We start from the raw sequence: 14,001 nt of genomic DNA, 5'->3' as shown, positions 1-14,001 counted from the left end.
CATGATAATGTTAACAACATTATTAGGTAACTATTACCAGCAACTATTGGAATTATCTTTTTCATTCACTCTAATTTAGGGGGGCAGATTCCTTTTAGTTGTGTTTATAACAACAAGCCCCACCCTATCTTTACAATTGATGGGTGATCTCAGCTATGCATATTGCGTTTCAATACTAGGTGAATCATTGGGTAAATCATTAGGCTAGTCACCAGAAACTTTTCGCATGTTACAGGAGGATACAATGTCAACATATAAAGCTATCACGCTGGTAAAGCGTCCCGAAGATGGAAAAATTGGCCCGCACTTGTTTGAGACAAAAGAGTTTGAAATACCAACACCAAAAGACGGTCAAATCCTGATTAAGCAAACTCACATGTCTCTAGATCCAGCTATGTTAGGCTGGATGAGCGAAGACAGAGAAAGTTATATTCCTCCTGTAGAGCTTGGCGATGTTATGCGTTCGAGCGGTGTGGGTGAAGTGGTTGAGTCTAATAATCCAGACTTTTCAGTTGGTGACAAGGTTATGGGCATGACTGGCTGGAGTGAATATGTGCTAAGTGATGGCTCAGGCTTTAATAAGCTTCAGCAAGGTGTGACAGAAGAAATGGCACTTTGTGTATTTGCGCTACCGGGTTTAACCGCTACAACAGGTCTTTACAACTTTGGCGAACCAAAGGAGGGCGAGACCCTCATTGTCACGGGAGCAGCAGGTTCAGTAGGCTCAATTGTGGGTCAGTTAGCAAAGGCAGACGGGCTTCGCGTAATTGGTGTTGTAGGTAGTGACGACAAGGCCGACTGGATTGTCAACGAGTTAGGTTTTGACGGTGCAATTAACTACAAAACTGACGACTTAGAGAAAAAACTGGTTGAGCTAACGCCAGATAAAATTGATGTATTTTTTGAAAACACGGGTGGTCCTATCCAGCACCATATATTCAACAGAATGAATGCCCATGGTCGAATTGTTGTATGTGGAATGATTGCCGATTACCAATCAGAAGACCCAGCACCAGGTCCTAACTGGATCCCGTTAATTAAGAAGCGTATTAACGTTCGCGGATTTGCGATGCCAGACCATTGGGATGAAATTCCAAAGCTTTTAGAAAAACTCACACCCTATGTGCAGCAAGGAAATATAAAGTACCGCGCGCATACCATTGAAGGGTTAGAGAACGCCGAAAAAGGCTTAAATATGCTGTTTGAAGGTAAAAACACCGGAAAAATGATACTTAAGCTGTAATTTTTCAAACGAAGAGTACAGTTTTAATTAAGAGCACAGTGTTAACACTAGCACTGTGCTTCTGTCACCACATACTGAGCTTTACCTTTTTCTTTTGCTTCATAGAGCACCTTATCGGCTTCATCGATAAGCCAGTCAATGGACAACTCGCTAACTGTACTGGCGTAAGCCACGCCAATCGAACAACTCATAAAAGGGTGCTTTGCTTCATCAGCATGTTTTAGCTTAGTGTCCTTCCATTTATCCAGTATTGCTTGCGAGTGCTTTTCAACCTGTTCTTTACTGATATCGCTTAAAACAACAATAAACTCTTCCCCGCCGTACCGACCTAAGATATCTGTTTCCCGTTTAAACACCTGCTTCATAATACGCGCTTGAACTTTAATCGCTTCATCGCCCTGTTGGTGACCAAAGTTGTCGTTATATTTTTTAAAGTCATCTAAATCCAGCATCAACACCGCCATCGAGACATTGTGACGCTTACTCAAGGCCAACAGCTTTTCACTTTGATCTCGCAGGGCACGTCGATTAAGTAAGTCAGATAACGGGTCAAACTTGCTAAGCTTTAATAATCGGTCGTTAGTTTCCTTAAGCATGTGCACACTGCGATCTAGTCTGTACTTAGCATAGGCACATATAAATAGTGAGCCTGTTACAAACGCAGCTGAGATTGGCACTCTGTCTCCGTAAACCGGTGCTAACCACATCAAGCCTAAAAAACCTAAGATGTTAATAGTATTAGCTGTTATCGCTAATTTAAACGGGATCCCCAAAGCGAATACACAGAAAAATGCATACAGGATGGTGCCTTCGTAAGGGAAAACAAAGTTGTGCTCTTCCCAGCAAACCCAAATTAACCAATAGTTGCTGTAGGAAAGCGCAATAAGCAAGCCAGCAAATATGTACGCTCGATACCGTATAAAGTGACGCCAATAAGAGAGTACAACGACGGCGATTACAATAGGAAATTGAAGAAGTAGACGGTCGAAGATATAGAGCTTGAACATACTACTAGGTATTAACACCAAGTCGGCAGCCATGAACAAAAGCACTAGAATGGCGCCTATGATAAGAGCGATTCTAAGCCTGCGAAGTTCACTGGGTCTGTTGATGTGCACGCATCACCTTGATAAGAATATATCCATTAAAATTTTCCAACCTAGCCAATGATGACAGTCTTCATGGGCTATACAACCGCTTCGCATTGACGCAAAGCGGCTTTAACTATTATCAGTGACTTCTTGGCTAAGCGCCAGTTTTAACAAACTTTCTTGGAGTGCTTCAACGGTGACCGGCTTTGTGACTATGTCGTCCATCCCTGCCTGCTTAAATGAAACATGGCGCTCTTTAAACGCTTCTGCGGTAAGCCCAATAACCGGCGTTTGGCTAAGGTCACCTTCAAGTTTTCTGATGCGCTTAGTCGCTTCAATCCCATCCATAACAGGCATATGCACATCCATGAAGACCACATCAATTCCTCCCTCTTCCACACGTGCGGCTGCTTTTAACCCATTATCTACATGCTCGACGTCACAGTTTAACTGCTCTAGTAACGCCTGTGCTACCACAGCATTAATTGCATTATCTTCAGCCAATAGCACCTTTAGCCCTGATGGTAAGCTAGCGCCATGTGCTTTACGTGCAGAGGAAGATTCAATTGATGAATCCGACATAAGTCGAGATTGAACATTCGCAGTAACAGTAAAGCATGAACCTTCGCCCACTTTACTTACAACTTTTATATCGCCGCCAAGTATTTGGGCTAGCTGCTTAGCTATGGCAAGACCAAGTCCAGTACCGCCATATTTGCGGGTAATAGAAGAGTCGGACTGGGTAAATTTATCAAATATATGCTCAAGCCTTTCAGCTTCAATACCAATACCGGTATCTTTTACCGCAATGACTAAACGGTTATCGCTCATGGTTTCTGTTGAAGACTGCTTAAGTTTAGCCGAAATGCTAACCGTACCTTTGTGAGTAAACTTAATAGCATTACTGACCAAATTGATAATAATTTGGCGAAGCTTGGTAATATCGCTAGTTACCGCCACAGACTCTAAGTTTTTGCTCTTATAAACTAACCGTGTACTGTTAGCGCTAGCGTTCGTGCCTAATAGCGTAATAAGATCGTTCAGCATTGAGTCGAGGTCGAACTCTGTCACATCAATCTCTGACATACCCGACTCAATTTTAGAAAGGTCTAATACATCGTTTATGACAGTAGCAAGAATAGATGCTGAAGACTTCAAATCGCTGGCATACTGATGCTGCTTGTCAGACAGTTGTGTATCTAAAAGCAATGTTGCCAAACCTTGGATACCGTTTAGCGGCGTGCGTATCTCATGACTCATTACCGCTAGAAAATCTGTTTTCGCACGGTTCGCCTGCTGTGCCTGCGCTACGTATTGCTCAATTTCGCCAGACATGGCTTCAACATCGCGAGCCAAGCTTCCTAGTTCATCGTTTTGCTCTAGGTCTATGCTAACCTTCTTATGGTCAACAGCAATGCGACTTGCTGCTGATTTAATTTTCTCAATGGGAGAGACAACAAACACTTGTGTCACTTTGCCCATAAGTAAGCTAACGAAGACTACAGCAAATAGCGTTACCAGAAAGGTTAGCCACGCTATAGTAAATAACGATGACTGCAGTGGCTCAGCAGGTTGTAGAACCGTTACTTTCCAGCTCCAAGGGTCAAATTCAGAACAAGCAAACAAGACATCTGTTCCATTTACACTCGATTCGCCGAACGCTACGCGTCGGTTAGCTATTGTCGCCCTGTTAGCGTTTTCCACATTCAGAACAATATTACTCTTAGCAGTGCTGAATATAATAGTGTCAGTACTTTTATCGCTAATAGCAAAGTGGCGGTCTGTTGTTTGCTGAAGCGACTCTAGTTCTTCAAATACTTCTTTTTGATAAGCATCGCGAAACACAGGGACATTCTCTAACCCCGATTGGATAAGCAGCTCTCGCCTTTCATCAATGATCTCTAACACATTTAGCGTAAGGGTTTGGGTGAGCAACTGATATTCTCTCTCGCGAACCGAGTCATAAGCGGTTAAATAAGCCCAATACCCAGTAAGTGCCATTCCAATTAACAGTATTGGAATGTAGATGACTAGCAGTTTTGATTTAATCCGCATACTTACTTCTAATTAGGCCTTATTGATATACATGCTCTTTAGAGAGCTTCAAATAATTGGAAGGGATGGGCAATTGTAATTTAATTGCCGTAGCAACATTTACCGCAACAGTGTACGTATCCATTTTACCAACGGGAATGTCTCTCGCCGATTTTCTTTGTAGTATCAGCTTTGCTTTTCTTGCTGCTGATTTCCCTATACTCTCTGATTCAGATACCACACCGATAAGCGCACCTTTTTTTACTGACGCAATACTTTCAGCAAATAGAGGAAGCAATCCAGTCCTCTCTTTAACCTTCTCCACTAATCCATTGGCTTCTGCTAAAGGCCCTGAAGATAACCAATAGCCATCCAGTTCTGAGCTTCTTTGTTCTAAGCTATCAACAATACTATCCGTCATTTCGACAAGTCCTTCATCACCCTCTAAATAAGGCGTGCTGACTGCGATTAAGTTTATATTTTCATACTCACTGTCTAACGCTAGCAGTTGGTTTACCAGGTTACTTGATGAGGGATAGGTTGAATGTACTAAACCTATAGTAAAAGGAGACGTAGGATTTGATGCTCTGAGCACGCCATCTAACATATCAAGCTTTACTTTCGCACCAAGTACGTGCGACTCGCCAGTCATGTTGCGTTTGCTTGTAGCACCAATAGCGGGAACTATTCCTTCTTCGACTGGAGCGGACACGACCATAAAAAGCTTTGGCGTATCCACAAAATCTTCAGAGGTATTCAAAGCACGAGTGGCCAAGGTAGCCACAGATACAATAAGATCAGGTTTAGGCTCTTTCGCCAGCTCGCTCAATATTTCTTTAGCGCGCTCCTCCGACCCTTCGGCATTGTATGTAGTAACGTTGATGTCGTGCTCAGGCATAATTCGAATAAGCTCTTTTTCAAATTCGGCCCGTGATTCAGTAACAATAGGAACTGGAAGCGTTTCAATAATAACAAGGTCCAGCGCCTCTTTCGCTCTGGCAGGACTTAAATTTGCCGCGAACAAAACAAGGGTAAGGAGAAAGGAAAACCAGACCTTAAGCATGACTGTAAACCCGTAATAACTAAATGAAAATACACATGTCGTTACATATCATAAAGTTATTCTTGGGCATTGCATAGAAGAAGTTATGACCAACCCCTTAAAACTGGTCATTACTTTTTAGGAGCTAGGATGCGATGTCCGCAAACGCTTTAACGCTGAATAAACGCGCCTCGATATCGTAAATTGGCATAGACACAATAATCTCATCAATATCCGTTGCTTCGATAAATTCAGCGAGCTTGCGTTGCACGGTTTCTTTCGAGCCAACTAAGGCATATCTGAGTACACTTGATAACATGGCTTCATCTGTTGCCGTGCAATATTCATTAAAGTTATGCATAGGCTTTGCAAACGGCTTGTTAAGGCCACGTCGCATGTTCATAAATTGCTGCTTAACCGATGTGAACAACAATTCTGCTTCTTCATCGGTTTCAGCAATCACCACCATCACACCTGCCATGGACTTTGGCGCTGATAACTGGGACGAAGGTTTAAACATGTTGCGATACACATGGAGGGCATCAAATAGCGCATCGGGTGCGAAGTGGGAGGCAAATGAATAAGGCAGCCCCATTTTTGCCGCCACTTGAGCGCTATACAAGCTAGACCCGAGTAACCACAAAGGCACGTTGGTATTCGCCCCAGGCACAGCAACGATTGACTGACCTTCCCGAGGTGTGCCCAAGTAATGCTGAAGTTCTTGAATGTCTTCTGGGTAGCTATCTACGTCGCTTTGTAAGTTACGACGAAGCGCTCTTGCCGTTGCCATATCAGTACCTGGCGCTCTCCCCAGCCCAAGTTCTATGCGATTGGGAAATAATTCAGCCAAGGTGCCAAACTGTTCAGCAATAACCAAAGGCGCATGATTAGGCAGCATAATGCCACCAGCTCCGATTTTGATGGTAGAGGTAGCGTTAGCAATGTGCGTTAACACCACAGAGGTGGCCGAGCTGGCTACACCATACATGCCGTGGTGCTCCGCTAACCACACCCGCTCGTAGCCACTGCGCTCTGCTTCCATAGCCATTAGCTTAGAGTTGTTTAGCGCGTCTTTTACGCTATACCCCTCGGATATAGGCGCTAAATCGAGCAGTGAATAAGGAATAGCCATAGAGCCTCGCAAAATTTAAAACTTGGTAATGATTTATAAGTATGAACGTGCCGTCCGTTTTACAACGATTGTTTTGGTGGTTTAAGACGGCTGGAGAGGGTTTGTCGATGAAGCGGCGATGAATTAAGAGATGCGTCGGCACGATGACTTGCTACTTACACTCAGAGAAGGCCTTTAATAAGCTGCAAAGCCTGCGAGTTAGTCAGTCGCAGGCTTTGTTTTTAAGCACTTAAAGCTGCTTTAACAGCGTTGAGCTATTCCACTGTAACTGACTTTGCCAAGTTTCTAGGCTGGTCTACATCAGTACCTTTTATTAGCGCTACATAGTAGCTCAATAACTGTAGCGGCAAGGTATAAATGATAGGTGCAATTGGCTCGTCGCAGTGCGGCACGTCAATGACACGCATTGTTTCATCCCCTGCAAACGCGGCATCTTTATCAGCAAATACATACATGATACCGCCACGGGCACGCACTTCTTCAACGTTCGATTTTAGTTTTTCGAGAAGTTCATTATTTGGTGCCACTACAATTACCGGCATTTCATCATCAATTAGCGCAAGCGGGCCGTGTTTCAATTCACCAGACGCATAGGCTTCAGCGTGAATGTAAGAAATCTCTTTAAGCTTAAGCGCTCCTTCCATGGCGATAGGATATTGATCGCCACGACCTAGGAACAAACTGTGATTTTTATCTGCAAACTCTTCAGCTAAATCTTCAATACCGCCAGTGATAGCTAAGGTCTCTTCAAGCTTGGCAGGTAAGCTGTGAAGCGCAGATACTATGGCCTTGCTGTCGGCCTCTGACATACCATTCTCTTTGCCTAGTGCAAGGGTTAGCATAAGGAAAGCAGCAAGCTGGGTAGTGAAGGCTTTGGTAGACGCTACGCCAATTTCCGCGCCAGCGCGGGTCATAAACGCTAGGTCAGATTCGCGTACCAACGACGAGCCCTGAACGTTACAAATGGTCAAACTAGACATATAGCCAAGCTCTTTGGCTAAGCGAAGTGCGGCTAGTGTATCGGCTGTCTCGCCTGATTGAGAAATTGTAATAAGCAGGCTGTTTGGGTGAACCACTGACTTGCGATAACGAAACTCTGATGCAATTTCTACGTTACACGACACATTGGCGTACTGCTCTAGCCAGTAGCGCGCCGTCATTCCAGCGTGGTAACTAGTACCACAGGCAATAATTTGAACGTGTTTAACCTTTTTAAATATTTCATCAGCACCTTCACCGAATACATCCGCGGTAAGACCGTTTTCATCAATACGATCTTTAAGCGCGTTGCGCACAACCGTTGGCTGTTCGTGTATTTCTTTAAGCATATAGTGGCGATAACCCGCTTTGTCACCCGCATCGTGCTCTACGTTTGACTCAATCACTTCACGCTCGACGGCGTTACCGTCTTTATCAAAGATTTTAACGTCTCGGCGCGTGATCTCTGCTACATCGCCTTCTTCTAAAAAGATAAAGCGGCGTGTCACTGGCAGAAGTGCCATTTGATCTGATGCAATAAAGTTCTCGCCAAGTCCTAGACCTATAACTAGCGGGCTGCCTGAGCGTGCAACCACTACGCGGCTTGGGTCTTCTTTATCCATGATGACGGTGCCATAAGCGCCGTGAAAAGTTTTAACCGCACTTTGCACTGCTTCAAGCAGAGCTTTGCCCGACTTTAGTTCTTCGTGCACAGTATGAGCAATGGTTTCAGTGTCAGTGTCGCTGGTAAAGGTGTAGCCCTTTTCTTTTAGCTGAGCTTTTAGGTTTACGTAGTTTTCAATAATACCGTTGTGAACAACGGCTACGCGCTCGGTTGAAAAGTGCGGGTGAGCATTCGCTTCAGTTACGCCACCATGGGTTGCCCATCGGGTATGTGCAATTCCTGTAGTACCTAAGGCTTCGCCTGCTGCTACCGCGTCAGCCAGCTCTTGTACTTTACCTGTACGACGAATACGGGTAAGCGTACCGTCGTTTTGCAACAGCGCTACACCAGCTGAATCATAGCCGCGATATTCTAGTCTTTTTAATCCTTCTAGAAGAATTTCTACCACGTTACGTTCAGCAACAGCGCCAACAATTCCACACATAATTATTCTCCACTCGGCGCTGCAATAAGCACGGTCACGCCCTGATTTTCAATATTAAGTTTGTCTTCATCACTAATGCCTTCATCAGTAATCAAAACAGAAATGTTTTTCCAGCTCAGCTCTAGGTTAGGCATCTTATGCGTTAATTTTTTTGAGCTGGCTAATACCGCCACCTTTGTTGCAGCCTCGGCCATGGCCCGGGTCACACCAATAAGTTCGTTAAAGGTGGTAGTGCCTCTGTTTACATCAATGCCCGCTGCACCAATAAGTGCAATGTCAAAACTATAGGCGCTAACTAACTGTTCAGCCATTGCACCTTGGAACGACTGAGACTGAACATCCCATGTCCCACCTACCATTAACACCGTAGGCTCTTTAGCACTTTGGGTAAGATAATTGGCAGTGGATAGCGTATTGGTCATTACCACTAAGTCATCAATATCCGATAGGTAAGGCAAAACTGACGCAGTGGTTGAACCGCAATCTATGACTATTTTATTTCCCGGTTTAACTAAACCTGCCGCACACTGACCTATGGCTTTAGTTATTGGGCTAGCGTTCTGGCTTGAGTAAACTTCATTAGTGGTAGCTTGAGAAGAGTGAGTATCTAAGGCTACTGATGGCACAGGCACTGCGCCGCCAAACTGGCGAATAAGCAAACCTTGCTGAGAAAGGGCAGCAAGATCTTTTCTTATCGTGACTTCAGAGGTGGCAAAACGCACGGCCAAGTCTTCAACTTGTGACTGACCGCGTTCTTTCACCCACGCCACTATCTGCTGGCGGCGCTGCTCAACTGATTGACTACTCTTCAATATAACCTCGATGGCTTAACGAATTACTTTAGCGCTTGCGAACGCGTTGGGGCTTGCTGTACAAAAACACCAGCGCGTTAGTTCTATGAGTAGTTAGTAAAAAATAAGTGTCTCACACTTAATAACTTTCAAAACGAAAGCTATTAATTACAAATTGAAAACATCGTAAGTTAAATTGAAACTTTTATCAAGATGGTTTGTTTAAATAAACGACAGCGTTTGCTTTTGCTCACTTGCTTGTATAGCTAATTCAATGACCTTGATAACAGGTACAACTGTGCTTGCATCAGCTGGCGAAAACTTACCGTCTTCAATGGCGTGAGCAAGACGATTGAAAAACGTCAGGTATTCCCCTTTGCGCGTTTCGATAGTTTCTTCCAGCAACTCGCCACTTTCGCTTGCGACCGTTAGCACACCGTGCTCTTTATCATTGGTTAACGCCCAGCTTGCATCGTCAAAAGACAGTCCGGCACGTAACTGGTTTTCTTGTGGGTCCAGATAAAACTTTCGAAAGCTACCTTTTGTGCCTTGTAGGTCGTAGCGCAGGGTTGCTCCCGCCTGAAAAGCTGAGCTACCCAATTTTATAACCTTATCGCCATAGTGAAGCGTAATATCAAAAGTGTCATCTGATTGCCCGTTTTCACGTAACGCCATTATATTTGCAGACACTGCTTTTGGGTTGCCAAAAAGCTGCAATGCTTGGTCTATTAAATGCGGTCCTAAGTCCCAGAAAATACCGCTGCCTGGGCCTTCGTTTTCACGCCACCTATCGCGAGGAACTGGGCGGAAACGATCAAAACGGCTTTCCAAGCGTTTAACGTCGCCTAACTTGTCATCGTTGATTAGCTGCTTAATCGTAAGAAAATCGCCATCAAAGCGCCTGTTCTGATATACACAGAGCTGTTTTTTCTGGGCGTTTGCAAGCTCCACAAGTGCTTGTGCTTCTTCGCTATCCAACGTAAATGGCTTTTCAACTAGCACATGGCAGCTATGCTCTAATGCCAATTTAGCTTGCGGACCATGAAGGTGGTTCGGCGTAGTAATAACCACTAGGTCTACGTCATGAATTTTTAGCGCTTCTTCTAACGAGCTGTACACTTCAGCTTCAGGTAATAGCGCCTTAACCGCATCGGGTTTTGATGAAATAACCACATCTACCGAGAACTGCGGAAGATAATTTAGAAATGGTAAATGAAACGTAGTGGCTGAAAATCCAAAGCCAACAAGAAGAGTAGATATCATCGCATATCCTTGTGTAACGAGAATTAAGAGGTAAGTAAACACACACTATCAGTAATATATGATAGTGTGAACCTGAGATAGTTCATTATTTAGAAGGCGTGAGATAAGTGATACCAATCCGCATAGATAGCCAGATGAGTTGCGTTTTCAGCGACACAGTAGACGTTAACTTAAGCACTCTGGTTTTATCAGCTTCATGACTGGACAATAGTTCGATGAGGCTGGAGAAGAAACTGAGCTAGCAAACTACTATTTATGTTTGCTAGCCCTAATTCATCAAGCGACCGCCAAGAAAAGTTAACCTTTATTTTTTGGTTGGGCGCGGCCAGTTTGGAATGTTACGCTGTTTGCCACGAGCAACGGCTAGTGCGTTTTCGTCTACTGTTGACGTAATTACAGAGCCTGCACCCACAGTTGCACCATCACCAATGTTTACCGGTGCGACAAGTGATGAGTTGGAGCCGATAAAAGCATTTTCGCCTATCACGGTTTTCGATTTATTCACGCCATCATAGTTACAGGTAATTGTCCCTGCGCCGATGTTCGCTTTGGCACCCACTTCTGCATCGCCTAAATAGGTTAAATGATTCGCTTTGGCGCCTTCACCTAAAATGGCCTTCTTCATTTCTACGAAATTACCCACCTTGGCATTTTTCAGCATGACTGCACCAGGGCGTAATCTTGCGTAAGGCCCGACTGTACACGCTTCACCAACATTGGCATCTTCAACAATAGAATTTGCTTCAATCACCGCGTTATCGGCAATAGTACAATTGCGCAGAATACAGTTAGCGCCAATAGTAACGTTACTGCCAAGCGTAACCTTACCTTCAATAATCACATTAACGTCGATAATTACGTCATTACCGGTTTCTAGCTGGCCGCGTAAATCAAAACGAGCGGGGTCCAACAAGGTAACGCCGTTCGTCATCAACTCTTCGGCTTGACGGTGTTGAAGCGCACGCTCTAAGTTAGCTAGCTGCAAACGGTTATTTACGCCTTCCACTTCTACAGCCGACTGCGGCTGAGCAGAATTAATGCGCTTGCCTTCAGCGGCAGCCATTGCAATAACATCGGTAAGGTAATATTCACCCTGTGCATTGTCGTTGCTTAACTCCCCCAACCAGCGTTTAAGGTCTTTGCCAGACATCATCATCATGCCGGTATTAATTTCTTTAATTTCACGCTGTGCTTCTGTCGCGTCTTTATGCTCAACTATCGCGGTAATATTGTCATTTTCGCGAATAATGCGGCCCATACCTGTAGGGTCATCTAAATTCACAGTCAATAAGGCTAAATCACAGCTTTCTTTTGCTGCTTTTAGTGCACTCAAAGTTTCTTCACGAATAAGTGGGGCGTCGCCAACAAGAACAAGTACATCTTCATCGTTATTAATATGTGGAGCAGCTTGCTGAACGGCGTGACCTGTTCCTAACTGTTCGGCCTGTAAGCACCAATTTAGATTGTCTTCAACTATCGTTTCCTTTAGCTGATCACCGCCATGGCCGTAGACCAAATGAATATTATCAGCACCCAATGACTTAACGGTGTTGATAATTCGCTGCACCATAGGCACGCCACCCACTTTGTGTAATACCTTTGGCAACGCCGACTTCATACGGGTACCTTTACCCGCTGCTAAGACAACCACTGAGAAAGCCATATAATTCCTTTATTTCGCAAAGAGAATGAAAAAACGGAACATAGTGTAACCAAGGGCCAACGATATGTCAGCGATATCTTTGATGCGAGGTCTGACCGGACGACTTTGCGTTGCGCTTTCGCTCTTCGTTATTTAGTCTAAGTTAATCTAAATCGCCTAGTAGTTAATCATTGCAACAGGTATACTCGAAATCTAGGTAAGGTTCAGTCAGGCAAGGGAGCATGCGTAGTCTGTGAACACATTTCGTACACTACACAGAAGTATTCTGGTGTTATTTGCGGTAGTGGTTATCGCTATTGTGACGCTGGTTCATTTCAGTATTTCAAAAATCGTTGCCGAACAAAGTCGAGCGCAGCAACAGTCATTGTCACCTGCTATTTCGCTTATTGTTGAGCAACTTCTTAAGCCACTGCATATATCTGAAGCTTTAGGACATTCTACCGAACTGGTCGACTTAATGGATGGCGATACCATCGACCAAGAAGCCGTTTTCAAAACATTGGATCGTCTTGAAAATGAGTTTGGATTGTCTTTTTTCATCGCCAGTGAAGCAGACAGAAAGCAATACAATTCCGATGGCAGCATTATTAACCTTATTGAAGGTGAAGTGAGCTGGTACTTCAAATACCGTGACTATCCCGCCGATGCCGTTGCCGATATCGGCAAATGGGAAGACACGCATTTTTACATTGATATAAAAATCCACGATGAAGATGACCGCTTCCTAGGCTTTTTTGGCGTAGGGAAAAGCTTACGTAGCTTTATTGAAGTATTTGATACCTACAAACAAGAGTACGGCTATGACTTCTTATTTGTAGATGGCGAAGGTGACATTATGTTGTCTTCAGACCCAAGCCTTATTGCCTCTTATTCCGATTTTACTAATTTATCTGAACTCCCTTGGTATGCCAGTCTCCCCATGACGATTCAAAGCGAGCAAGCGCTGAACAATAAGTTAGTCACTATTGATCAAAAAGACTTCCTTATTGCAGAAGTTAAGCTGAATCAATTCGGGTGGACAGTATTTCTTTTAAGTCCGCTAGAAGACCGCCAAGCAGAAATTTCTCAAGCGTTCATCTTTAGCGTGGTAACACTGCTGGTTGTCGTATTCTCACTGTTCTTGCTGATCTACAATCTTCTGTATTATTTCAGAAAAGATATGCAGCCAGACTTAGTGGTACGTCACAGCAACCGTCTGCCTGAAAAGGATAATTTACAGCTTATTTATAAAACGCTATTGGCCGAGCACAAATCGCTTAGCATTATGTTAGTCAGCGTTGATACACTCTCAGAAATTGTTGACGCCCATGGGCGCAATGCGGGCGATGACATTTTAGATAAAGTGGTATCTTACTTAGCTGAGAACATGCGCGAACAGGATGTAGTCGGTAGATGGAGTAGCGCTGAGTTTATTATTCTGCTGCCTCACACTGGCCCTCATGTGGCATTCGACATAGCACAAAACCTTCGCCATGGCATCGCTACGCTTCCCCCTCTGCAAGATTTACCGGAGGTAGTCATTACCGCTTCTATTGGTATTTCATATACTGCGTCAACCCGGGCAATGCACGAGGTAACCGCGCATGCTGAAGACGCGCTTTATCAAGCTAAGCGCGACGGCAGCAATTTGGTAAGGATGCAGCTGATAGACTAGT

10 protein-coding genes are annotated in these 14,001 nt (G+C 44.2%); 2 read left to right on the top strand and 8 right to left on the bottom strand.

Features of this window, described 5'->3' with window-relative positions; all coding sequences use genetic code 11:
• The first annotated feature begins 244 nt into the window (after nt 1-244).
• Nucleotides 245-1,243, top strand: a complete 999-nt coding sequence (locus V7R55_RS11010; RefSeq protein WP_334059521.1) for an NADP-dependent oxidoreductase — start codon at nt 245-247, stop codon at nt 1,241-1,243.
• Nucleotides 1,244-1,290: 47 nt separating this feature from the next.
• Here V7R55_RS11010 and V7R55_RS11005 read toward each other — a convergent pair whose 3' ends face one another.
• From V7R55_RS11005 to glmU, 8 genes are all read right to left on the bottom strand, one after another.
• Complete coding sequence (locus V7R55_RS11005) at nt 1,291-2,361, bottom strand: diguanylate cyclase domain-containing protein (RefSeq protein ID WP_334059520.1); 1,071 nt, start codon at nt 2,359-2,361, stop codon at nt 1,291-1,293.
• A gap of 102 nt (nt 2,362-2,463) precedes the next feature.
• On the bottom strand, nt 2,464-4,389 hold the full coding sequence (locus V7R55_RS11000) for an ATP-binding protein (protein ID WP_334059519.1): 1,926 nt from the start codon (nt 4,387-4,389) through the stop codon (nt 2,464-2,466).
• A gap of 19 nt (nt 4,390-4,408) precedes the next feature.
• Nucleotides 4,409-5,431: an ABC transporter substrate-binding protein gene (locus tag V7R55_RS10995; RefSeq protein WP_334059518.1), complete on the bottom strand. Its 1,023-nt coding sequence runs from the start codon at nt 5,429-5,431 to the stop codon at nt 4,409-4,411.
• A 124-nt stretch (nt 5,432-5,555) separates the two neighbouring features.
• Entirely contained in the window at nt 5,556-6,542 is a 987-nt protein-coding gene (locus V7R55_RS10990) for an LLM class flavin-dependent oxidoreductase (protein WP_334059517.1), read from the bottom strand.
• A 254-nt stretch (nt 6,543-6,796) separates the two neighbouring features.
• Nucleotides 6,797-8,629 carry a glutamine--fructose-6-phosphate transaminase (isomerizing) gene (gene glmS, locus V7R55_RS10985; protein ID WP_334059516.1) on the bottom strand — a complete coding sequence of 611 codons (1,833 nt, stop codon included), beginning with the start codon at nt 8,627-8,629 and terminating at the stop codon, nt 6,797-6,799.
• Between the two features lie 2 nt (nt 8,630-8,631).
• Nucleotides 8,632-9,441 carry a DeoR/GlpR family DNA-binding transcription regulator gene (locus V7R55_RS10980; protein ID WP_334059515.1) on the bottom strand — a complete coding sequence of 270 codons (810 nt, stop codon included), beginning with the start codon at nt 9,439-9,441 and terminating at the stop codon, nt 8,632-8,634.
• Between the two features lie 201 nt (nt 9,442-9,642).
• Nucleotides 9,643-10,683, bottom strand: coding sequence for a Gfo/Idh/MocA family oxidoreductase (locus V7R55_RS10975; RefSeq protein ID WP_334059514.1), 1,041 nt, complete (start codon nt 10,681-10,683; stop codon nt 9,643-9,645).
• A 304-nt stretch (nt 10,684-10,987) separates the two neighbouring features.
• The gene (glmU, locus tag V7R55_RS10970) at nt 10,988-12,346 is read right to left on the bottom strand and encodes a bifunctional UDP-N-acetylglucosamine diphosphorylase/glucosamine-1-phosphate N-acetyltransferase GlmU (RefSeq protein WP_334059513.1); all 1,359 of its coding nucleotides are present in this window, start codon (nt 12,344-12,346) and stop codon (nt 10,988-10,990) included.
• A 232-nt stretch (nt 12,347-12,578) separates the two neighbouring features.
• Between glmU and V7R55_RS10965 the strand changes: the two genes are divergently transcribed.
• Nucleotides 12,579-14,000 carry a sensor domain-containing diguanylate cyclase gene (locus V7R55_RS10965; protein WP_334059512.1) on the top strand — a complete coding sequence of 474 codons (1,422 nt, stop codon included), beginning with the start codon at nt 12,579-12,581 and terminating at the stop codon, nt 13,998-14,000.
• Nucleotide 14,001 lies beyond the last annotated feature (1 nt).

This window comes from Alteromonas sp. S005 (assembly GCF_036864475.1).
Taxonomy (GTDB): Bacteria; Pseudomonadota; Gammaproteobacteria; order Enterobacterales; family Alteromonadaceae; genus Alteromonas.
This window is presented reverse-complemented; position numbering and strand designations above follow the sequence as displayed.

What these genes read in the sequence shown, in the direction of transcription:
- V7R55_RS11010 (WP_334059521.1), top strand. Translation starts at nt 245, where the DNA reads ATGTCAACATATAAAGCTATCACGCTGGTAAAGCGTCCCGAAGATGGA.
- V7R55_RS11000 (WP_334059519.1), bottom strand. Translation starts at nt 4,389, where the DNA reads ATGCGGATTAAATCAAAACTGCTAGTCATCTACATTCCAATACTGTTA.
- V7R55_RS10995 (WP_334059518.1), bottom strand. Translation starts at nt 5,431, where the DNA reads ATGCTTAAGGTCTGGTTTTCCTTTCTCCTTACCCTTGTTTTGTTCGCG.
- V7R55_RS10990 (WP_334059517.1), bottom strand. Translation starts at nt 6,542, where the DNA reads ATGGCTATTCCTTATTCACTGCTCGATTTAGCGCCTATATCCGAGGGG.
- glmS (WP_334059516.1), bottom strand. Translation starts at nt 8,629, where the DNA reads ATGTGTGGAATTGTTGGCGCTGTTGCTGAACGTAACGTGGTAGAAATT.
- V7R55_RS10975 (WP_334059514.1), bottom strand. Translation starts at nt 10,683, where the DNA reads ATGATATCTACTCTTCTTGTTGGCTTTGGATTTTCAGCCACTACGTTT.
- glmU (WP_334059513.1), bottom strand. Translation starts at nt 12,346, where the DNA reads ATGGCTTTCTCAGTGGTTGTCTTAGCAGCGGGTAAAGGTACCCGTATG.